At 59.1% G+C, this 22,939-nt stretch carries 16 protein-coding genes; 13 read left to right on the plus strand and 3 right to left on the minus strand.

Annotated elements, in window-relative coordinates:
* Positions 1 to 13 precede the first annotated feature (13 nt).
* On the minus strand, positions 14 to 1,009 hold the full coding sequence (locus ACUCV3_RS07200) for a FecR family protein (RefSeq protein WP_010335855.1): 996 nt from the start codon (positions 1,007 to 1,009) through the stop codon (positions 14 to 16).
* Positions 976 to 1,554 (minus strand): RNA polymerase sigma factor, encoded by a 579-nt coding sequence (locus tag ACUCV3_RS07205; RefSeq protein WP_010335854.1) that lies wholly within the window; start codon positions 1,552 to 1,554, stop codon positions 976 to 978. The genes ACUCV3_RS07200 and ACUCV3_RS07205 overlap by 34 nt, the downstream gene beginning before the upstream one ends.
* Positions 1,555 to 1,829: 275 nt before the next feature.
* On the opposite strand from ACUCV3_RS07205, the gene ACUCV3_RS07210 reads away from it, so the two are divergent.
* The 7 genes from ACUCV3_RS07210 (at position 1,830) to ACUCV3_RS07240 (ending at position 13,637) form a co-directional block, all read left to right on the plus strand.
* The gene (locus tag ACUCV3_RS07210; RefSeq protein WP_029547435.1) at positions 1,830 to 4,310 is read left to right on the plus strand and encodes a TonB-dependent receptor; all 2,481 of its coding nucleotides are present in this window, start codon (positions 1,830 to 1,832) and stop codon (positions 4,308 to 4,310) included.
* A gap of 2 nt (positions 4,311 to 4,312) precedes the next feature.
* Positions 4,313 to 5,866 carry a CehA/McbA family metallohydrolase gene (locus ACUCV3_RS07215; protein ID WP_010335852.1) on the plus strand — a complete coding sequence of 518 codons (1,554 nt, stop codon included), beginning with the start codon at positions 4,313 to 4,315 and terminating at the stop codon, positions 5,864 to 5,866.
* A 447-nt stretch (positions 5,867 to 6,313) separates the two neighbouring features.
* Positions 6,314 to 7,840 carry a metallophosphoesterase gene (locus tag ACUCV3_RS07220; protein ID WP_010335851.1) on the plus strand — a complete coding sequence of 509 codons (1,527 nt, stop codon included), beginning with the start codon at positions 6,314 to 6,316 and terminating at the stop codon, positions 7,838 to 7,840.
* Positions 7,837 to 8,865: a GTPase-associated system all-helical protein GASH gene (locus ACUCV3_RS07225; RefSeq protein ID WP_010335850.1), complete on the plus strand. Its 1,029-nt coding sequence runs from the start codon at positions 7,837 to 7,839 to the stop codon at positions 8,863 to 8,865. The genes ACUCV3_RS07220 and ACUCV3_RS07225 overlap by 4 nt, the downstream gene beginning before the upstream one ends.
* On the plus strand, positions 8,865 to 9,923 hold the full coding sequence (locus tag ACUCV3_RS07230) for a TRAFAC clade GTPase domain-containing protein (RefSeq protein ID WP_010335849.1): 1,059 nt from the start codon (positions 8,865 to 8,867) through the stop codon (positions 9,921 to 9,923). Before ACUCV3_RS07225 ends, ACUCV3_RS07230 begins: the two co-directional genes overlap by 1 nt.
* The gene (locus ACUCV3_RS07235) at positions 9,920 to 10,984 is read left to right on the plus strand and encodes a TRAFAC clade GTPase domain-containing protein (RefSeq protein ID WP_010335848.1); all 1,065 of its coding nucleotides are present in this window, start codon (positions 9,920 to 9,922) and stop codon (positions 10,982 to 10,984) included. Before ACUCV3_RS07230 ends, ACUCV3_RS07235 begins: the two co-directional genes overlap by 4 nt.
* 7 nt (positions 10,985 to 10,991) lie before the next feature.
* Positions 10,992 to 13,637 (plus strand): GAP1-N1 domain-containing protein, encoded by a 2,646-nt coding sequence (locus ACUCV3_RS07240; RefSeq protein ID WP_138984406.1) that lies wholly within the window; start codon positions 10,992 to 10,994, stop codon positions 13,635 to 13,637.
* Between the two features lie 169 nt (positions 13,638 to 13,806).
* On the opposite strand, the gene ACUCV3_RS07245 is transcribed toward ACUCV3_RS07240, so the two are convergent.
* A complete protein-coding gene (locus tag ACUCV3_RS07245) occupies positions 13,807 to 15,177 on the minus strand; it encodes an IS1380 family transposase (protein ID WP_482240468.1) in 1,371 nt (456 codons plus the stop codon).
* A gap of 282 nt (positions 15,178 to 15,459) precedes the next feature.
* Between ACUCV3_RS07245 and ACUCV3_RS07250 the strand changes: the two genes are divergently transcribed.
* The 6 genes from ACUCV3_RS07250 (at position 15,460) to ACUCV3_RS07275 (ending at position 22,881) form a co-directional block, all read left to right on the plus strand.
* The gene (locus ACUCV3_RS07250) at positions 15,460 to 15,660 is read left to right on the plus strand and encodes a hypothetical protein (protein ID WP_482240469.1); all 201 of its coding nucleotides are present in this window, start codon (positions 15,460 to 15,462) and stop codon (positions 15,658 to 15,660) included.
* A gap of 14 nt (positions 15,661 to 15,674) precedes the next feature.
* Positions 15,675 to 15,929, plus strand: coding sequence for a hypothetical protein (locus ACUCV3_RS07255; RefSeq protein WP_170319008.1), 255 nt, complete (start codon positions 15,675 to 15,677; stop codon positions 15,927 to 15,929).
* Between the two features lie 456 nt (positions 15,930 to 16,385).
* Positions 16,386 to 18,368, plus strand: a complete 1,983-nt coding sequence (locus ACUCV3_RS07260) for a hypothetical protein (protein ID WP_482240470.1) — start codon at positions 16,386 to 16,388, stop codon at positions 18,366 to 18,368.
* A 3-nt stretch (positions 18,369 to 18,371) separates the two neighbouring features.
* A complete protein-coding gene (locus tag ACUCV3_RS07265; RefSeq protein WP_482240471.1) occupies positions 18,372 to 20,819 on the plus strand; it encodes a site-specific integrase in 2,448 nt (815 codons plus the stop codon).
* 57 nt (positions 20,820 to 20,876) lie between these two features.
* Positions 20,877 to 21,269, plus strand: a complete 393-nt coding sequence (locus ACUCV3_RS07270) for a bZIP transcription factor (protein WP_138984443.1) — start codon at positions 20,877 to 20,879, stop codon at positions 21,267 to 21,269.
* A gap of 13 nt (positions 21,270 to 21,282) precedes the next feature.
* A complete protein-coding gene (locus ACUCV3_RS07275; protein WP_138984444.1) occupies positions 21,283 to 22,881 on the plus strand; it encodes a site-specific integrase in 1,599 nt (532 codons plus the stop codon).
* The last annotated feature ends 58 nt before the right edge of the window (positions 22,882 to 22,939 follow it).

The following is a 22,939-nucleotide window of genomic DNA, read 5'->3' on the forward strand; positions in this document are numbered from 1 at the left end:
CGACAGCTTCGTGTCAGGCGCGGAAAGCGCCCCGGTTTCCGCCTGTCCGGAACAGCATCATCCTGTCTCCTTCCCTGCGGTGACCGATGCCGAAGCCGTCCTGCAGCGCTGTGAGGAAGGATTGCGGATCGGCGGTGCGGAAGGTGCCGCCGAGGCGTGTCGCGCCCAGCCCCTGATCCTGCACGACCAGCTTGACCTTGAGATAGCGGTTGAACTCGCTGATCGCCTGGTCGAGCGCCATGCCCTGGAACATGATCTCGCCCCGCTCCCAGGCCGTCGCGCGCGACAGTGCTTCGGGCGACAGCGCTTCGACATGCACGTCGGCATTGCTGACGGCGAGCATGCTGCCGGCATTCACAGTCTGAGCCGATGTGCCGCGCGTGATCGTCGCCGCCTGTCCCGAGAGCACCAGCAGCCGCGCGAGCGCCGGATCGATCCGCAGGCTGAACTTGCCGCCGCTCAGCCGCCCGTCGATCGGATCGCTGTAGAGGCGAAAGGGCTTTTCGGCGTCCTTCACCAGAAGGGTCGCTTCCCCGCGCTCGATCCAGAAATCGCGCCTGTCATCGTCGAACCGCCACGCCACGCGCGTATCGGTGTTGAGCATCGCCTGACTGCCATTCTGCAGGCGCAGGATGCGCCGCTCGCCCACCGCCGTTTCGGCATAGGCCCGGCGCGGCCAGGCGAGGAAGGTTCCGGCTCCGCCCACGGCCAGCAGCCCGGCGACGCCGCCCGCGACCGCGCGGCGCGACAGCATCGCGGAGGGTGCGGGCACGATCTCTTCCTCCGCTTCTGTCTCTTCCAGCGAGACTGGGTCCAGCATCGCGGGCAGGCGCGGATCGGTCGTCCGCCGCCACGTCGCCGCAACTTGCGCGAAGGCAGCTGTATGGCGCGGGTCCGCGCTGCGCCAGGCTTCAAATGCTTCGGTGTCGGCGGAACCACAGTCGAGCGCGATCAGCCATTGAATGGCCTCGTCGCTCAGACCTGTTCCAACCTGTTCCTGCTCTCGCATTGAGGTGCCTGCTCCGCCTTCGCCGGTCTGTCCGCCTGATTCCGCCGCTCTACCAACAGGCGGAGGGCTCTGACCAGATGGGTTTCCACGGTGGAGACGGAAATATTCATCTTCTCCGCTACAAGCGCCGGAGAAAGTCCTTCAATTCTCCGCAGATACAGCGCCTCACGCATCCGGGGCGGCATGTCCTGCATGACCCGGGCGATATGGTTCAGTTCCGATCGATCCATCGCAACCACGTCGGGTGTCGGCTCCTGATCCGCGATCTCCAGCGACAGCAGCACGGCGCCCTGGTCGATCCGCACCACGTCGGCGCGCCGGAACCGCTCGATGGCCAGGTTGCGGATGATGCGTATGGTGAAGGCGTGCGGGCTGGCGATGGCCGCCCATTTTTCCAGTGCGAACAGCCGGGCATAGGCTTCCTGGACCAGTTCCTCCGCTTCCTCCTGCTGGCGCACGAGGCTCAGCGCATAGCGGCGATGCTCCTGGTGGAAGACGAAGACATGGTCGGCAAACCAGATGTCGATGTCGCGAAGCATGGACATTTCTCGATGCGCTCCATCGGAATCGGCGGGTGGAGCGCGTCACCTAGGGCGCGGTTGTTACATTCGGTTGACACTGGACCGGGCAGGACGATTCGCCGCCATCGGGAAAAATATTTTCGGGTGGAGTAGCGGCGGTGCTCCCCTCCACCGTCTGCGCCCCGACAGTTCAACGCATGGCCATTCGCCCATGCCGGCAGCGCGACACGCTTCCGGCAACGGGGACCGCTGCGCCTGCGCCGGGACTTTCAGGAACGGACATGAAGGGGACATCGACCATGAAATCTTTGCGCATCACCACATCGCTCATCGCTTTATTGTGCGCTGGCGCAACGCCCGCATTGGCGCAGGAGCCGGCCCCCGCCGACAATGCCGTCGATACGCAGGGCGGCAATATCGACGACATCATCGTTACCGGCCGCGCGGGCACCGATGTGCGGACCAAGGCGGAAACCAGCTATTCGGTCACCAACATCAACGAGGAAAATCTGCGCCTCCAAGCCCCGACCAGCGTTACTGAAGCGCTGAAATCCGTGCCCGGCTTCTGGGTTGAGGCGTCGGGCGGCGAAGCGTCGGGCAACGTCCGCGCTCGTGGCGTACCGGTCGACGGCTTCGGCTCGGTCCAGCTTCTGGAAGACGGCATCCCGGTCCAGCATGATCCCGCGCTCGGCTATCTCAACGCGGACCAGGCATTCCGCATCGACGAGACGATCGAACGCATCGAAGTGGTGCGCGGCGGCCCGTCCTCGCTCTTCTATTCCAACGCACCCGCAGGCGCGATCAACTTCATTCCGCGCAAGGTCGGCGACTGGGCCGAGGGTCTTGTCAAGGTGACGCTCGGCGCGGACAGCCTCTATCGCGCCGACTTCTGGATCGGTGCGCCGGTGGGCGACTGGAAGGTCGCGGTCGGCGGCTTCTACCGCTCGGAGGGCGGTGTGCGCGATCCCGGCTTCACCGCGAACAAGGGCGGCCAGATCCGCGCCACCGTCTCGCGCGAGTGGGAGAATGCGAAGTTCAGCGTCGACGTGAAGCGCGTGGACGATATCGTCGCCTTCTACACCGGCATTCCGATGCGGACCTATCCTGATGGCGATATCCGCGCGGTTCCCGGTTTCGACGGGCACAAGGGCACGGTCGCCGGGCCGGAGACGGCGCATATCAAGATGCGTCAGGGCGATGGCAGCATCTATGATTTCGACAACACCGTCGGCACGCAGATCAAGCGCACGCAGATCACCACCAATTTCGAGATCGAGCCGATGGACGGCTGGAAGATCACCAACACCTCGCGCTACAACGACACGACGACGCGCCGCAACGGCGTGTATCCCAACAGCCTGCAGAGCGCCGCGAGCCTGCTGACCGCCAATGCCGGCCTGCTGGCCCAGGCGCCCGGCGCGACCGCGCTGCAGCTGCGCTACACCAATGGAGGCCAAGTCTTCGACACTGCCAACCAGAACGGCAACGGCCTGATCATCAACGGCGGCCTGCGCGGTATCACAATGCCGGTGAAGGAGTTCATGAGCGACACGCGCATTGCCCATCGCTTCGAAATGGGATCGACTACGCACGACGTCACCTTCGGCTATTATTTCGCGACGATCGACCAGTATTTCAGCCGCTATTCCTCCACCGCGCTGCTCGACGTTCAGGACAATGCCCGACTGCTCAGCCTCGTTGCGGTCAACGCGGCGGGCTCTGTGGTGCGCAGCTTCTCCGACACCAACGGCATCTACAAATATGGCTATGAGTGGGAGGACGCGCATGGCGAGCAGACGACGCACGCCCTCTATCTCACCGACGAATGGCAGATCACGCCGAAATTCCGGCTGGACGGCGGCGTCCGCTGGGAAAGCATGAACGCACGCGGATCCGTGGCGCTCAAGCAGACGGTCAATCTGGGCACGCCCTCGACCTCGTCGATCATCACCGGCAGCGGCCTCACCGCCAATTATGACCGGACCTTTAAGCATGCGACGGCGACGGCGGGCGCGAACTATCAGTTCACCGATCGCGCCGGCATGTTCGCGCGCTACACTTATGCCAACCGCATGCCTGGTCTCGGCAATTATATCACCAGCCCGACCGCGACGCCGATCACCCAGACCATGCACCTGGGCGAGGCTGGCCTGAAGTATAACAGCCGGTTCTTCGACGTATATGCCACCGGCTTCTGGACCAAGTACAACAATGTCGGCTTCACCAATTACCGGTTCGACATCAACACCGGCGCGTCGCGGACCGAGGCACTGTTCGCCAATACGCAGACCTTCGGCGTCGAACTGGAAGGCACGGTGCGTCCGGCGCGCTTCTTCGACATGTCGGCCACGCTGACCCTGCAGGACCCGAAGTATAAGGGGCTGGTCTATACGGACTCGGCACAGCGCGTGAACGACTATGACGGCAACCGCCTGATCCGCGTGCCGACCGTCAGCGTGCGCGTCGTGCCCGCAGTCAACCTGCTCGACGATCGGCTGCGCATCCAGGCCGCCTATGAATATCAGGGGCCGCGCTTCGTCGACACGGCCAACTCGGTGCGCCTGCCGGGCTATTCCGCGATCAATCTCAGCGCCCGCGCGCAGCTGACCGAAAGCCTGTCGCTCTATGGCTATGTCGACAATCTCACCAACTCGCTGGGCCTGACCGAAGGCAATCCGCGCGCGGGCGAAGTGCAGAATGCCGATGCCGGCGCGAACACCTTCATCGCGCGTCCGCTGATCGGCCGGAACTTCCGCGCCGCCCTCATGTACAAGTTCTGATCATGAGGAAGGGGATCGCATCGCTCGCCGCCTTCGCTCTTGCTCTGTCGCTGTCCGTGCCTGCATGGGCCGGAGCGCCGGAACCGGCCACGGCCGAGGCGGCAAAGGAAGCGGTCCCCTATCAGACGCTCACCGGCACGATCACCCGATCGGACTATGAGCAGTATCGGCAGGTTCCCTTCGATCTGCCGGCGGGCGTCACGCGCGTCACCATCCGTTTCAGCTATGGCGGCAAGGACAAGAAATCGGTCATCGACCTGGGCCTTGCCGACCCTGAGCGGTTTCGCGGATGGAGCGGCGGGTCGCGCGACCATATGACCTTGAGTACCGAGGATGCCACGCCGGGCTATCTTCCGGGGCCGTTGCCGGCCGGGCGCTGGAACCTGATCCTTGGCGTCCCAAATATCCGTGAAGGCGCGCAGGCGCCGTTCGAGGCCCGCATCTTCATCGATCGCGCTCCGGCGGTGACGGCGTTCGAGGACGCCCCGCTCAACCCTGCGCCGGGCTGGTATCGCGGCGATCTGCACATGCACAGCGGCAACAGCGACGGCAAATGCCTGTCGCAAAAGGGCGAGAAGGTACCATGCCCGGTCTATCGCACGGTCGAGGCAGCGGCAGCGCGCGGCCTCGATTTCATCGCGCTCACCGACCATAATACAACCGCGCATTTCGATGCCCTGCGCGGGTTGCAGGGCGCGTTCGACAGGATGCTGCTGCTGCCGGGGCGGGAGGTCACGACCTTCTTCGGCCATAGCAATGTGTTCGGCCCGACCGACTTTCTCGATTTCCGCACGCTCGCATCCACCTATGCCGAAGCGGCCAAATGGATGGACGCGGTGAAGGCGCAGGGCGGCATCGTCTCGCTCAACCATGCCGGCGCGCCCTCGGGCGAGATCTGCATGGGCTGTGGCTGGCGCATCGCCGACCTGCCCCCCGGCACGGTGCAGGCGGTCGAGGTGGTGAACGGCGGCACGATGGCGGAAACCGGATCGGCAGAAAGTCCGCTGCAGGGGCTCGGCCTGTGGCGCAAGCTGCTCGACAGCGGCCAGCACGTCACGGCGATCGGTGGCAGCGACAATCACAATGCCGACATTCCTGCCGATAAGCCTGGAGCCATCGGAACGCCGACCACCGTCATCTATATGCGCAACCTGTCGACACAGGGATTTATCGACGGCATTCGATCCGGCAGGGCATTTGTCGACATTGACGGGACGCGCAACCGGATGATCGATATTTGGGCGGAGAGCGAAAGCAACAAGATCGCCATGGGCGGCACATTGTTTGCCTGCAGGGGAGCGTCGGTGAGGCTGGTAATCTCTGTTAAGGGCGTATCGGCCGGCATCATCGATCTGCTTATCGATGGTCAGAAACATCAGCTTCGAGTCAATCAGGATCGTCGCGAAAATGTGTTTGACTGGGTGTCCGACGGCGCACAACACTGGATCAGCGCAAACGTTCGCACAAGTGATGGTCGTCTGCTCCTTGTTGGCAATCCGATCTATGTGGATGTTTGTCCGTCGTCACAACATTTAGGCTCAGATTTCATTGATTGATCCAGAAAATCACGGTTGCAGCGATGCAAATTGCGGACAGACTGAGGTGATTTCCAGCAGCCGCATCTGATGGCAACCATCTTGGGCTGCCCGCCACAAACCTGCCAGTCTCTTCTCGGCCAGTCCCGCGCATCCCGGGAACGATCATCAGGGCTTCAGGAATGGCAGGTGTTAGATGGGGACCTGCCATTCCCGGCCCGGCTCGCGAACGACCGTTTTGTCCCAAGACCCGTCATTCCAAGAGGCAAGCGCTATTCGCCAAGGATTCGGTCGCAAATTGCCTTGAGCGACCCGCAACACTGAGATCGGCCGCCGTGACTAAATTTATTCCGGTGCTGGACCGCTTCATCGCAACTTCTCCTTCGGTAAGCCGGACCGCCATCAGAACACGCGGCATGATGACGCTCGCGCCATTGGCGAGGGTTGCCGCCTTTAGGGTTGGATCAGATGAAGTTGTTGGTCCACCGACACTGGCGCGAAGGCGACGTCGAACCTATAAACCCAAAGGATGTGCGAATTTCGCAGCGTCAACTACGTCTGGGGGCAGTTTTGAAGGCGATTTTCGTTCACGTGTCCGATATTCACTTCGGCCAAGAGAAGGATGGCGGCAGTTCTGCGTCAAATGACGAGGCGAAGCGGTGCCTGATCGAGGATGCCGGGGCTGAGGTGAAGAAGCTCGGCGGCAAGTCCGCGGGTGTTATCGTCACTGGGGACATCGCCTATTCTGCCCAGGAAGATCAGTATGCCTCAGCTGGGCAGTGGCTCGCGCAGCTGACCGATGCGATCGGCTGCGAGAGGACCGACGTCCAGATGGTCCCGGGCAACCACGACATAGACCGGAACGCGATCACCAACACGTTGGAGACGGTCCTGTTCGCATTCCATGCGGGCGGGGAGTACTGGCTCGATCGTCATCTCGACCACCCCGAAGACTGCAAGACGCTGTATAAAAGGTTCGATGCCTACAAGGGTTTCGCTCTGGACTACAGGTCCGACCTCGATCTGAATGGCGGTGTGTCGAAGAGCGCGAAGCTCGATCTGGCCAAGGGTCGGGCGATCCGCTTCGTCCGCCTCAACTCCGCGATCGCCTGTTCCAAAAAGGACGACAAGGGCAAACTGTTATTCGGCGCGCGGCAGCGCATCTACGCGGAGGAGGATGGCGTTGAGCTCGTCGTCCTGTCGCACCACCCCCTGAGCTGGTTCCAGGATTCCGAGAAGGCCCGTGGCTTTCTGCGCGGACGCGCCCGTGTGTTCATATCAGGCCATGAGCATTTCCCGAACCTGGATGTTCACAAGGTCGAGGAGGGTCGCGACCTCATGATGCTCGCCGCGGGTGCGACGGCTCCGGACGAGGTCGGCGATGCATTCACTTACAAATACAACATCCTGGCGTTCGAATGGGACGAGGCGCAGGACGCCTTGGCCGTGACCATCAACCCTCGCACCTGGGACGAGGGGATGGCGCGCTTCAAGCGCGATGACGATTTCATGGAGGGGCATGACGAACGGCAGGTCCTCGCCTCCCCGAATTTCAGGAAGTCGCCCACCGCAGGAGCGGTGCTCGTTGATGCGGATCTTGCCACGGCTGAACTGGTGGAGGAGCCCTCGTCTCCCTGCCATGACGCGGAGGCAGTGCAGCACGCTGGTGAAGGCGACGGATCACATGCCGTGGCGGAGGACAAGATCGTGGACGATCAGGAGATCGAGCCCGTCGAACCCATCGATCCGATCGTTGCTGAACCTGAACCAACGCAGGGCACGCGGGATCTGCAGATCAGGTTCTTCCAGGTGCTGAATGACGCTGAGAGGCGGGAGGCGTTCGTCTCCTTCGGCATCATTCGCAACGCCAAAGGGCGAATGGATCACGAGACGGAAAGGCGGCTGTTCCGCAGGGCAGTCAAACAGGGCAACGCCGGAGAGATCGAGCGGATGCTCGTCGCGGCGGAGAATGAAGGCAAGGGGGAGACCGCATGAGCAAGATGGCCAAATACGCTTCGATCATTTGGGCCGAGCCGACCAACGACGACGTTCAGGCGCGAAACGGTGCCGTGGACGCCCTGAAGTTGGACCTGTCGAAACTGACCACCAGGCAGGCCATCGAGGCGGCCTCCACCATTGCCCAAGGCTTCGGTGGTGCAGAGTTGAGCGACCTTCTCGCGCCCAAAGCGGAAAAGGCTATCAGCGACCGGAGCGCCGCATTCGTTCTCAAGGGCAGCGAACAGCAGGCGGTGATCTGCCTGGCGGTCGCCGCGCTCGCATTGGTTCAGGACCCGGTCAAGAGCGCCGACGGCTGGACCGCGGCCGATGCGTTGGCGGCCTCGCTCTGGTCTGCGCTCACATTCCAGAATCAGCTCGAGCATGCCAAGATGGAGGAACTGCGCAAGGATGTGATCGAGGCCTGCAGGTCGCGCGTGCACGCTGTCGCGAAAGCCGCCCGGCTGCGTCAGGACGTTCCGGATGTTGGGACGCTCACCATAGCTGAGAGCGATGTCGGCGGCTCGCGCGCCAATGCCGCCTACAGGAAGGCCACGGCTCCGGTGATCAAGGCTCTGAAGGAGAATCAGGATCTCGATCGCGAGGAGCTGGATTTCCTCTGGTGGGTTTTGAGCGAGTACAGCGAACTGCTCAGTGGCCCGCTCACGGGAGCGAAGCCCCTCTGCCGCGCCATCGCTTCGGGGCTGGAAGGTGCCACGCTCTTGCGGCGGCTGCCAGGCGACGGATTCCGCCATGCCGTCCTTAGGACGGTCGAGCCGACCGATCTCGTTTCCTTGGCCGCGCTCCTGACGGCGCTTGCGGCGGAGCGGACGACGCTGGCGAAGCATCATGAGGGCACATGGCCTGTCACCCTCCCTGCCGTCTTCCCGCTGATCGCCACTCTGGCATCGGGTGATGCCGCGAGCGCCTGCGAGATCGAACTCGACGCAAGGGATTGGGGCGCCAGGGCACTCCTCGAAGCGTCGATCATAGCCATGGAAGGCCGTCAGGCCGGAGCCGCGTGATGCGCGGCCCGTGTCAAAACTCCAGCTGCACCTTCAGTGCCACCAACACGTGCGTCCTCGGCAATCCGCCTGAGGAATGCGAGAACCGCCCCGTCATCGACGGCGACGATGATGATGTCGCCGAGGACGAGCCGGGCATCGAGGACGCCGAGGAGGAAACCCCCGTGTTGGACACCGCCCAGGGATATGGAGGTGTCGGCATGCCGGTGCTCACCGCGCCCGACGACGGGATGCGCAGTCTGCCGGCGAGCCGCACATTGGGCATCACCCAGGTGAACGCCATCATGGAGAACAGGCCGGCGTGTCTGGTCGGGATCGTAGGCCTCGCTGGCGCGGGCAAGACCGCAGCGCTGGTCAGCGCCTACCTTCTCCTTTCGAACGGCGTGTTCGACGGCTTCTCCTACGCTGACAGCGATACGCTTCGCGCGTTCGAGGAAATCACGCGCGCCAGCCGGATTTGGCAGAAGGGAAATCCCCCGGAGCAGATCACGGTCCACACCACCCTATCGAACGACCGGGAGGCGGGCTTCCTTCACCTGCGGCTCCGTCGCGATGCCGATGATCGCATATTCGACATGCTCCTTCCCGATCTTCCGGGGGAATGGTCGCGCGCGCTGATTGACCGCAACGACGCTGAACGGTTCGAATTCCTGAAATCGTCGAGCGTCATCTGGATGATGGTGGATGGCCGGCAATTCGCCAATGCCGCCCGCGTCACGCGTGCTCGATACAGAGCGAAGCTGCTGATCGAACGACTGGCGGACATGTTGGATGGCAGCCGCCCAAGACTGATGATCGTGCCCACTTGGCAGGACAAGATCGCGTTCCCGCAGGCGGAGACCGACACTCTGCGCGAATGCGGAAGGAGTTTCGGCTTCGAGGTCGATGTGGCCCCGATAGCCTCATTCTCATGGGATGAGGACATGGAGCCTGGGCATGGTGTGGCGGATCTCTTCAGCAGGACTTTGACGGCGGGGCCGCCGCCGCCTGACTTCTGGCCGGTCTCCGACCGCAGCGCCGAGGATCGCAAGCTCGCTTCATACCGGAGGGACGCATGAACAAGGGCTCCATAATCCTAGTGGGCGGACCGGCCTCGGGAAAAACCAACTACATCGCTCGGCTGTGGCTGGCCTTCGCTGCCAAGAAGGGCAAGCTGCGCGCGCCGCAACTGCCCGACAACATCGAGTATGTGAATCAGGCAGTCGCCCATCTCCATGCGCGCAAATTCGCTCCTAGAAGCGACAAGAACATGGAGGAGAGCGGAAGGCGCGACTTCACCATCACCGTGCGTGGGGATGAGGGCGCCGGGCCACCGCGCGATCTGACCGTGCCCGACATCACCGGCGAGCTTTGGTCTAGGGCGATCAAGTCCTATGAATTGCCGCAGGATTGGATGGACGCCCTTCAGGCATCCTCGTCGGCCATCCTGTTCATCGGCGCGCATTCCAAGTTCAACCATCAGCCCATGAACTGGGTCACTGCGCGCGACCTCCTCCAGGGGCACGAAGAAGAGGACGATGACGATCTCGACGAAGATGACGACGACTACGGCGATGACGAGGATGAGGATGGCGAACCAATCGCAAACCCCGCTGCACCTGTGGTGGGAGAGGTAGCCGAAACCGACGAGGTCGAGACGATCGTCGTCGACCTGCCGGACGCGGTGTCCACGGTCGATACCGGTGAAGGAATGGATGTACCGGATGTGGTGCAAAAGCGCGATGTCCTGCCAGCGCAGGTGGGCTTCTGCGAACTCGTCCGCTATCTCTCGCTCCTGCTGTCTGACCGAGCCGATGGTGGGAAGCCGCGGGTGGCGATTGTCATAACCGCATGGGATATGCTCGACCCGAAGGCGAAGAGAGCCGGTCCCATGAAGTATCTCGAGGACCAGTTCCCCATGTTCGCGGGTAGGATAAGGACGCCCGGCCGCCTCGACATAGACGTGTTCGGCATGTCCATCGTCGGCGGGAATCTTCGGGGAACGCCGAACAAGCCCTTCAGGGATTCGTTGAAGGGACGTGATCTCTCTGATGTCGGATACACCGCGGTCATGCGCGACGGCGTGATGGTTGAGGATGGAGATGTCACGCTGCCACTCGCCTGGGCTCTCGGCAACTGAGGCGGCAGTGATCATCGAGCAGCAACTTCACGGATATCGGCAAGGACATGAACTTTTGTCCGGCACCATCCGGCTGCCTCCGCGAGATCAGGATCTGGTCGACCGCCTGTCGGATCTGGCGGGCCCCCTCGCGCCGGGAGAGAAGTTCGCGCCGTATCTCACCTGCTACCCCCTACCGAGCGGAACGCATTACGTGCTCGCCAGGACATGGCAGGATCGGGAGGCTCCGCGCGCCGGATGTGTCCGGACGCGATCGCTAGTCATTCCCATGGCGGAGTGGATGTCCGATGTGGACCCGTGGACGCTGTCAGTGGTCGTTACCGAGGTTGGGGCAACTGCTCCCTGCAAGAGGCTGTCGGTCGAAGCGCCGAAAGGCCGTCCACTTCCTCCGGTGGACGGCGCCGGCATCGAACTGCTGGAGGCGCTGTTTCTCGAGGATTCCCCTGCGGTCGCAGTCTTCGGTGCCACTTCTCCGGACACCATAGCGCTTCGCATCCTCACGGCCATCTGGCCTTCGATGAGGCGTCGCTACACTATCTCGACCTTCTGCAATTCCCCTCGAACCATAGCGAAGAAGAGCTTCGATCTCGTCTTCGCGCCGATCGATGCCCGTCCTAACTTTTCCGATTGGAAGGGGCGGCGCATTGACGGCAGCAGGCCGGGCTCCGCACGGCATCCGTGGGCGTCAAGGATCGTGGACGCGGTGTTCCGAGCACCCCACCCTTCATTCTCCGAACTCGATGTGTTCGGAGAGATGGCCGGCGACGATGAGGGAAGCGTTCAGTCCCTGCGCCTCTCCATGCTGTGGGAGGAGCTTTCCCGCAAGGTCGACGCCGAGCCCCATGCGGCACTCGGTCTACTCGATATCGCCAACACGCGATCCTCAAGGCGGGCGGATCTCGTCGCTGGCCTGACACCGACATTCGCGCGCGCGGCGCAGGCGGCGGTCTCGAACTTCCCACCCGCCGAAGCCTGGCGATTCCTGCAGGTGCTGATCTCCAAGTTGGGCAATACCCGCTGGCAGCTGTCATTGGCCCGGTCGATCCGGTCGCTTACGGCCTCTTTCGCTGCCCGGCATCCACGCGATGCAGTCGTCGCGATCCCCTCCTTGCTTGAGGAGGAAGGAGGCGACTTCCTTCTGAGCGGAATCGCACAGGGTCTCTCAGATGCGGTACCGTTCGAGCCGGTCGCGCACATGCTGGCGGAGCTCACCGGACGGAATCTTCTGAAGACGTTGCTGGCGACGCCGGAACTCATACCCATGACGCTTGGCATGGAAACCGGCGTTGAGCGGCCTCTGTTGCATAGCATGGCCGATGCATCGGCAGAAGAACGGTCGCAGGCGCATCGGCGGATGCTGCCCCACCTCGTGGCCGATAGGCACGCGGATCTGCTGAGCGATTGTCTCTCGGAATCAACCGCCGAGCAGGTCGTTTCCGAAGCCGAGCATCTTCTCCGGGCGAATGGGCTTCAAAGGCCAATGCTCAACGACGTAATCGTGCAGGCGGCACGGAGGGTCGGCGCCTCGCGTTCCGTGCTCGATATAGTCGTCCGGGCCAAAAACTCGGACATCATTTACACAATGCTGAAGGATCTGATGCAGCCGACGCCATCTGACGTCGATTGGATCCTCGACACCTTCACGGCTGCAGATCCACGTCGTGCGGCGCTGCTTATCGACACACTCCAAGAAGCGTCGCAGGATGAGTTGCAGCGCATCTTCGACCGAGCCGGTCACCTGCGGCGTGTCATAGCTGTCATCCGTTCGGATGCGCGTTCCACTGAACTTCTGGCCCGCATCGCAGAATCCGTGCCCATGCCGGCGGGCGATCTCCTGACGCTCGTGATCGAAATCCTCCCGGACCTCGCCGGTCGGCGGGGCAGTGTCCTCGCAGCCAAGTGCCTCTATGAAGCGCTCGTTCAGGGTGCAGACCCATCGTATGACAAGCAACTCGCCACCCTGATCGATCGGACGGGCGCTGAGGTGGATGCTCAGCGTGCAATCCGAGTAGGGATCGCCGCCGATCTGGCCACGCCCATCGTGAGCCGAAATCTCCTGCTGTTTGATGCCGCTGCTCCTGTCACCCGAAAGCGTCTCGTCAACGAACCCGAGGCGCTGACGGACATGGTGATGGCTCGCCGCACCTTGGACATCACATACCAGGCTGCGGAGGCTGCTTCGCGAATGCTCTGGGATTCCGCTTCCGTGAACATCAGGGGCTACGTTCGCGCTTCGGCCCGCCTTCTGCCCTATGTCATGGAGCAGCACGGGCCTTCTGCCTCCGCGCTGCTGGTGGCCGTCTTCCCACCTGTCTATCGGGAGCTTCAGCAAGAGAGCCTGCCGGAATTCCTTTCATTCGTTTTCATGTTCCTCGATTGGGATCGCTGCAAGATCGCTCGCAGGGCGCTGGCGCAGGCCGCATTGCATTCGCGATGGCGACCCCGAGACGTGGCGTTTGCCGCCGCAAGGGCAGGAGATGCGGAACGCATCCTCCGAACTATTGCCAAGAGGGATGGAGGAATGTCCTTCCTCACGTCGGTGAGCAACGACATCGCCTCCATTCCCGAGCCGGCGAAAAAGCAGGTGTGGAGAGCGATCAAGGAGATCAGGTCCGACAGTGGCCTCCGTGGGAAATTGCCGTTCGACGTCTAGCCCGCACTATTCATGAGGCCTCCGCTCCGGGTTGGTCCGAGCATGGTTTGTCGGTCGCCGGGTGATCAGAGCAAGCTCCTCCGGCGGGTTTTTTCACCGCGTCAGGATCGATGGGCTTTTCGAGGTTGAAGGACGAGGGCTCGGGCTTTCGGCGGCATTGCCGCGCTGGTTATGTGGGTGCCGGCCGGAGGCCGGTGGCAAGGGTTCTGAACAGGCTGGCATCGGGGCAGGCTGACGCGAAGGCGACGCGGATGCGCGTAGCGGTTTCGATGACGCGGGCGGCGACCTTGAGCAACCGCAGGCGCAGCGTTGCGAACTCGGCGGTGGCGAGCGCGGCAGCCTTCGGGATTTCCTGCTGGATGCGCCACACGAGCCAGTAGGCGGCGGTGTGCAGGATGATGCGCATCTGGTTGGCGTTGGCAGATCGGCACGAGGTACGATCGCTGGCAAGCTGGGTCTTGTGGCGCTTGATCAGGTTCTCGGCGTTGCCGCGAGCGCAGTAGAGGGTGTCGTAGATATGCTCAGCCGAACCTTCGGCCAGCGAGGTGACGACATAGCGGATGTCCATGCCCAGCGTGCTGGCCTCGATCCGGGCGACGACGCGGCGCTGGCACTTCCAGCTCTTCGCGCCGTAGCGGGTCTCGGCATAGTTGCGCAGGACCGGATATTGGCGCTGAGCCCGCTTAACCGCGCAGGCATCGGCGGCAGCGACGATTTCGGGATCAGCACGCAGCGCGGCGTTGGTTGGCAGGCCGAACACGTAATCGACGCCGGCCGCCTCGCAGAAGGCCATGACCTCGGGCCGGCCATAGTGCCCGTCGCCGCGGATGGTGATGTGCGTTTCTGGCCAGTGCCGGCGCAGATGGCGCACCAGGCGCCGGATGTGGCCGGCAGCTTCGGCGCCCGACGGTGTCTTGCCGGTGCGCAGTAGCATCGCCACCGGTCGGCCGGTGGCAGTGTCGTAGACATGGATCGGCAGGAAGCAGCGCTCGCCATGATGCCCGTTCCAGAAGGAGAGCTGCTGATAGCCATGAACAACGTCACAGGTGTCATCGATATCCAGCGTCACCGCCGCCGGCGCGGCGGGGTAGCTGATGCAGTAGATGTCGATCATCGCGGCCATCATCCTGGCCAGCTCGCGTGTGGTCGGCGCATTTTCCCACCGGCTCATCGTCGGCTGGCTGGCCAGCCCCGCGCCCGATCCCGGCAGCTTGTCCAGCGCCAGGCGGAAGCCCGGATCGTCACGCAGAGCGTCGAGATCATCGGCGTCCTCGTAGCCGCACGCGATCGCGAACACGCGGGCACGCAGAATGTCATCAAGGCGATGGATCACCCGCACAGGGTCCCGCGGATCGGCAATGCAAGCCGCAAGCCGCCGGCAAAGCCCCATCGCGCGCTCGGCCTGTGCCAGCAGCAGAACACCGCCATCCGAGGTGAGCCGACCTCCGTCGAACGCGGCTGTGATTTTCTTGCGCCCGATCGCTGGAAACGAAAATCCCGGCGCGCTATCATCGCTCCCGGCGGGTGTGGCCCGTGGCATAAATTGCCTCGCTGCAGGACTGGTCTAGACACCCATTTTCCTACACCAAAGCAATCGCTTACACCACTCCCGCCAATCCTTCTGACCAAGCCCGATGAATAAGCCGGGCTAGGTCATTGCCGGGATCGAGCGCTGACACTTCCAGCAGTGTGATGATGGCTCCCAGCTTTCACGCCGTTCTCCGACTTGACGATTTTTCGGTGCGCTACCGTTAAGTAGCAACCAGCCAGGCTTCAACGGCGCATTAAATAGCACGAGCGCTCCGCGGACTAACATTTAGGGGTGAAACGTTCCGGCTTCGTCGGACGCTTCAACCAAGGAAAAGCTGTGACTTTGGTCAGCAGGGCAATGAAGAAGTTCCGCCTGAAGCTCCCGCACGTGGGCATCAAGGGACTGCCGGTTGGCGCGCCGCGCGAGCCCGTTCAGCCGCTCGGTGCTGCTGGTGTCAGCAGCCTTGCCTCACTGCTGGAAGAACTGGCCTGATAATGATCCGTGGCATGGTCGCGCTTCGCGACCATGCCACCTCGTCGATGACTGAGCGACCACGCCATTCAGCTTGCAGCCCAAGAATGGCGCTGCGCCATATGTCGGCCAGGCGCATTGCCGAGGGCCTTGCGGAACATTGTCACAAAGCTGGGAACGCTCTCGTATCCGATCATATCACCAACAGCGTCGAGCGTTTCGAGCAGAAAGCAGGTGCGGCCCTCCAGCGTATCGGCCGCGAGGACCCACTGGCCATACCGCTTGCATGATCCCGACCTACGCCTCCGATCAGGAATTGCCCCCGGCCAGCCAACTAAAGGAATCGAGATCAAGGCGAGATTTCCGATTAATCACGAAATATCAATCGGAGATGACGTCCGTTTAGTGAAGTCGGAAATATCTAATCGTAGCGTGACGGTTATCGCAAATCGGACGTGAATGTCCGATTTAAAAAATAATCTTCAATTTATTAGTGATAAATATTCCGACATTCATAAAAAACGTATTGATTAATAGATCTCCGTAGCCTCGATTAATGATTTTATATTTTATGATTCTATCAATAACTGCATTTTTTTGTGCAGGCTTTCCGATTTTTCCATCTAATAGAGCGCAATAGCCAAACACGTGAGAGCGAGTGCGGCCAACGGAACTATCGGCCCGTCGATGCCCATCTGTCGCGGTCGAGTGGGTGGTCAACTCGGTGGGCTTGGTGTGCGGAACCTATGAGTTCGGATGTATTGCGGGAGAGCTGGGCAAACGTCTCTGCGACACTGAGCCCAGAGTTTTCTAGTGCGATCGCCGGCTTGGTTGTGTCAAATCTCGATGGTTTGAAAGACTTCATCTGTTTCCTAACCTCCCGAAAAGATGCAAGTAGCACGAGGGTTCTGGCGGCGATGCAAGGCAACGCAGATGCCTTGGATAACACTTCGTTTCAGAGTTACTCGCTCGCATTTCACCAAGCCGCCAATCAGTGGATTACCAACGGCCTCCAAGCGACCCCAACACAAGCTGCGTCAACTCGCCGCTCTCGGGTTGCTATCGGTTGCACGGCCCTTCGGCGCCTGTCTCAATCAGGGGTATCGTGCATACCCTATATCGCTGACGGCCAACTGCGCGTGCCGGTGCATAGGCAAGGGGAAGATGAAGGCCATCGCCCCCTAGGCGAAGCCGAGTGGTGCGAATTGAAGGATATCCCGGCCGACGGGCGTAACAAAATTGCACTCGACTTACTCCGAGCGGAGTATGTAAGGATTTTGGAGAATTACTTCAAGCTATTCGATTACGGTGAAAGAATACTATCTGATCAGGATTTTTATTCTCGTTCTAGGGAAGGCGCCGAGCTCATAAGAACAGCCCTTGAGATGTCTCTCAGGTTGCACCGAAAGAATGCCGCGTACTTGCTGCCCAATGAACGAACCTCACCCGAAGAATCATCGCACTTCAGAACGCAATTCGCGCGTCAGCTTCGTTCTCCAGGATTATGGATGCGTGAGGCGGAGGTCGATCTGAAAGAACTCGGGGTAAACGACAAGTTTCTGGTTCGTAGGCTCCTGCACGCCTGCCTCGGTCCGCCCTTAGCAGCCGTTTCAGCGGCGATGGGCTTCTTCGCGTGCGAAACATACTGGAACAAGCAGCCGATAATCGATCTTCCAGCCGATCCGCTTTTGTTCAAGTCATCGGAAAATTGGTATATCGGTACCGAGAATTTCTTGGCTAGCTTTAAGTCTAGGCGCAATGCTCATGTCTACGCCTATATTACAGATGATGACGAGATTTCGGGTAACAAGCTAGAAAGCGCACAGGGGATTTATACGGAGACGGTCAAAAATTATGACCCCGATCAGAATAATGATGGTCATGCGATAATCAAAAGCCCTTCCTCATCGGGCCACATGAGTTTGGCATTTGTGCTGAACAAATTTGCACACATGCGAAAAGTTGTTCTGGATCGCCATAAAGATATTTGCGGCAAGTCACATCCAGATGCGGGATCATTCTGGCTAACGATAAACCATTTGGGTAAGGTCGTAACGCCTCGCGAATATACGGGAAGCACCCTCGAACGTGAGAAAGATTATGGCATAGAATCAATAGCATCGAGACCAGAATGCACTTATCCCGCAATCCGGACGACTGGTCTCCAACTATCCTTGGGAGATCTTTCTACGGTTTCTAATGTTAGGGCCGTTGCGCAGCACAATGGTTACGGCGTCTTGATGCCGCACTATCTGAACAGCAGCATTGTTAATGCAAAACTTGATGCCGCCGTTAGGGACTTTCAGTACGGCATCGAAGCAATCGTAAGTCGATCGAGAACTCTAAAATCTCTCTCCCTTTGCCTCGACAGGTCGAGCGAGGAATTGATGAAGTCTTACCACTTCACGAAAGAAAGCGGCCTTTTCGCAGCCCTCGGACTAGAGGCCCCACGATCATCTCCGGATGGGATCACTTTTTCATTCGTGCCAAGTCGACCCAATCTAGAGGAGCTCTTTTTGGCACATTGGGCGCTTACGAAGGAACGGACTGAGACGCGTAATCTCCCCCAGTTCACCGTTCTTCACCTTCCTGCACTCGGCATTGTCAAAGCGATTGGACGACAGGTCTGCGCGAAAGGTCTTTCTAAATTTTACTGGCAAGCAGCGAGGGCAGCTTCAGCCAAACTCCGGAATAAGACGATTTGCCTCCCATCTATTGATGAGATCTAGGTCATGAGCCCAAGAGACAAGCACGATGAGATCATGCAAGGTTACGGAGAGGCTCCTCCTTGGTTGCTATCTTCAGCCCTGAACCGCCCAAAGGGAAAGCCACAGAGCGTCGGGCAGCAATCCTTGCTTCACAATTATTGGGTTGTGACTGATGCGCATATTACTAAAGGCCGACCCGCCAAATACACCTTTGATTTTTCCGTTCCAGTTTTGCCGGGAAAAATCCCGTTGAGCGATTATATAGATGACCTAATTATATCGAAAGTAATCGTGGCCGAGACGATGTTCGGAAGAGGAATACTACCTGGAAAAGGTCCGAAGGCGGCGCTTTCTATTTTAACTAACTATACCGCTTTCGTCAGGTGGCGCCTCGATGAAGGGCTCGTCTGTAATGAGGATATAACTCCAAGAGTCCTTGAGCGCTATTTTGATCGTTATGCTCGTGAGGGGCAGTTCGGCCTGATTTCTTTAGAACCAAGGATCGAACAATACTTAGGTAGAGTGGCAGATGGACTTCCGATCCCTGGAAAGATCGTAAATGGCATAATCAATGTCGAAATGATGCAGGTTCATGCAGAACTAGGCTTGGCATCGAAGTATTTGCCACCTGATGCCAGCGCGATGCTGCGCGGTGGTTTGCTTTCGATCAATCCTAACCTTGAGTTCAACAGAAAATTCTTGCGGGCCGGCAAAAAAGTTCCATATCGGGATGCCGAGAAACCGCCGCAGCTGACCGCTGGGAGTGCGGGGCAGGCCTTCAAGGGATTGGAAGCGCTTTGGACGCTTTCGCAATGCAAGGCTATCAGCGACCCGCTCAATTTTGATCCATTCAGGAAGTCATCACGGACGAAGAGAGCTCAGGCCGCCGGCCGGACTGACGGGCAGACAGCCATCATCGAGCCGTCCAGTTGGCTCGCATTGCTTGACCACGGGGCAAAATGGGTTCTGGATCTTGTGGGGCCAGTACGAGCGATCGTGGATGCAGCGCGTTCTGCGGCACTTTCCGTTTACAAGAATTATGGGGGAATGACCCCTACTCAGGATGGTATGAGGAGCGAGTTCAGGGAAAATGTTCAGGTGGCCATTAATAAGTATTGGCCGAATAATCCCAATCTACCGGCAATAATACCGTATTGGTCATGGCCAAGCACATTACCGCGAGATGGCGACAATCGACTCACTTTAAACGATCTGCATTACTATTTAATTTGTGCTTGCTGCTTAATGATAGGTGGATTCTCTGCTCGACGCCGCGGCGAACTCTTGGCTCTTCAAGCTGGATCTACCGAGCGCGACGCTGAGGGGCACTGGTGGCTATCGACATACATCCTGAAAACGCTTCGGGACTATGATCAGATACCGGTTCCGCCAAGCTTGGTGCGAGCCATCAATATTCTTGAGGAGCTGAGTGAGAAGGCGCGCAGCGATGCAGATCAATCATGGATCAGTTTGATTTACAGACCATCTGTATTCAGCACCGACACTCATCAAGACGGGAGGCGCACCCAGCCATATTTCCACTTCGAACCAAGAAATCTCATCAAAGACTTTGCGTCGATGTGCAATTTAGAGATTGCACTATCACGTGATGATTTATCTCTTGCGAATCATCAATTAAGAAAAACCTTTTCTGTATTTTTCTACTACGGCGATCGGCATTCTAACCTTGATGCGCTGAGCCGATTCCTGCGTCATTTCGATCCTGAAATGACACGCCGATACTTGTCCGAAGTTGTTCCGCGGCTCATCGCGCAAATCCGCGAGCGGAGGGACGCGGCGATAAAGCTTGCTGAAAGGACTCGCCAGCCGGCCGATGAGGAAGCTGCGCGCGGGCTGCGAGAAGCCCACCTTCGGCTAATCGACCGCAACAAGGACTTTACTGAGGTGAAGGAGGGGGCAATTGTCGAGCGCTTGATCGATATGGACGCAGGCAATGAGCATCCTATTGGCTACGGCGCTGCTACTTTATACCGAGACCTGGAAGAAATCGTCGAAGCTGTCGCTGTGGACGTTCGTATCCAAAGCCCGCTTGCAAATGACACGAGCGACCTGGCCGGGGCGTATTTTCTCAAGGCGTGCAAAGTATATGCAACGACGAAAAACCTTGAACCGGTGCCCGGGTCCTTCGCGCAGTGCGGCTTTAGTCCGCTAAAAGGCGACGATGTCGCACAATGCGCATGTATCATTCGGAAGTATGGAAAAGCGTATAAGGTGGGGTCCGCTGACCGGCCTGACTACGCCTACTCCAGCATCTCCACTTGTCTAGCATGCATATATGGCGTTGCATTCTCAGAAAATCAGCGCGTCATAGAAGATCGTATAAACGTGGCCGTCGCTGCCGTCGACGCGCCGCAGCACCCGGCCTACCGCGAAGCCGCGGCAGCTAAGGTCGACCGTGCGAAGACGGTCATTCGACAAGCGCGGGTCGCCGCCGAGCGCGGAGTTGCGTGAATGGGACAATCCCCGGCTGAGCGAGCGCGCAATACTAAGGCGGCCTTTGAGGCAAAGGTGTCCCTGCTTGAAGAATGGGCGAAACACGGCGTTCCCGCAGGAGAGCGTAGCCCAAAGGATAATACTGCCCTCCGGCAGTGGGTCGGCCCTTCAACACTCAGCTTAGAGGATGGAACCGCTCTCGGAACTTGGGCAGATCCAATGATTGATCGCCCAGTAGTTGGTAAATATCCTGATCTTACACGCCGTTTTCTGGCTGCTCGCGATTCAATAAAAAAGCAGAAGGGCAAGGAAGAAACACTTGCGCAAGAGTTGACTCGGCTGAAACGCGAGGTCGCCGCTCTGGTAGACCAGAATGCTCAGTTAATCGGTGAGATAATGGCGTTGAAAGAATCGGCGGGCGCAGACGCGGATATCAGGGCTTCAAACGCTAGATCTCCCAAGACGTAGAGCGCGTGAATTCATGCCTGTCAGCACTAATCACGGATATTCTATCAAGAAGGCCGGGAAAGATTTCAAATGGCGAGGAGAGAAAGCGCCCAAACTTCCTCTCATTCAGGCGCCAGATGGATCTTTGTTCGAGCCACTTGTGAAGTATTTTGGAGAATCATTCCGTTATAGACGAGTACAGATATCATCAATGCTCGTAGAGGCCTACATACTGAGAGATTGGTTCATATATCTCAATAGAAATAGCATAGACTGGAAATGTATTTGCGATCAGACTATTGTAGATTGGCGTTCTTATCTCAATGAGGTTGATACAAAATCTATACAGGATGGAGATCGGATCGAAATAGATTCAAAAAATCGTATCAACCGAAAAATCGATGTCATTTTTACTTTTTATTTCTTGTGTGGGCCGGATGACTACGGAATCATGGATTGTCTGCTTGTCGACCTCATCGGGCCGATTACGCTTCAGCGCAGGAATCTTGGGAGCCGTTGGATTTCTCAGAACGGCACCTTCCATATTGATGACGGCGCTAAGAATGTACGGTGGGCATTAGCTGAGCAATCGAAGCAGAAGGTCACCCAGGAGCCAACCCCCGACCAAGCCGCTGTTGCTAAGGTCCTCAGTTATTTAAGGACCCCTCGTCAGGCCAATGAGACTGAGGCCCAAAGCCGAGGTCGGCCAACAGATCCTTTAACTTCAGAGAGGAATTGGTTGGTAGGGATCTGTGCTGTTAAGGGAGGATTCCGCGCACTTGAAATAGAAGCGGCGTCGGTAATTTCAGCCGGGATCGCATTAAAAAATTCGAATATCCAGATTCCGGATGCTCGGTCGATGTCCGATTTCGAAGCGCCTGGATCAAGAGTTAGGCATCCCCTTGACCTCCTCGCCTATAGCAAGATGGGTCAAGCGGCGCTTCTTCGAGAAATTGAACGGAGAGAGCGCCAAGGTTATAGCAATATTTGGATGCCTGTTGATGGCAAAGGAGGGAAACGCCGTGACGTTCCCCTAGCCAATGACGTTTTCCTTGACCTTTTGACCATCGGCATCTGGTTAGTCCGAAAAGCGATCCTTGTGGGGCATGCTCCAAAGCTAGGCTCCGATCCGCTATCCTACTCAATTTTCTTGCCATTTGGCGTTGCGCCCATGGAAGGCCTCAGTAGGAAGACAATTGGCAACATCTTGAAATCAGCGTTTCATGGCGCGGGCGTGCTGGGAAGCGGACATCGACTACGGGCCTATTGGGCCTCGGAGACCTGCGCGCGACTTTGGGACGAGGCTTTCGCTCTCAACGGGTTCAAATGGGATCAAACCGTCGAGAATGCTGTCTTGCATGACCTTGCAAGAGCAATGGGGCATGTGAAGGTAAGCACTACGGTGCGCTCATACCTCGACAGAGAGCTGATCCGTTCTTTAGGACTTAAGGATAAAAGGTCACTCAGCCTTTTGCGAAAGACTGCTAACACGATCGCAGAGAATCAGAACAGTTTGTCAAAGGTTGATTTCGATCGGATAATGATCGTGATCAAGCGCCTTGCCGACTCTGACCTCGAGTTTGGCGCGGTTCTGGACATCCTCCTCAACGATCCCGATTTTAAGAAGCCCTAGCCGGGCGTAAGGCGTTCCTTCAGCTGACTTGATCGCCAAATTTACGAAGCGCCCGCGC

The sequence above is a fragment of the Sphingobium sp. VMM genome, assembly GCF_056790315.1.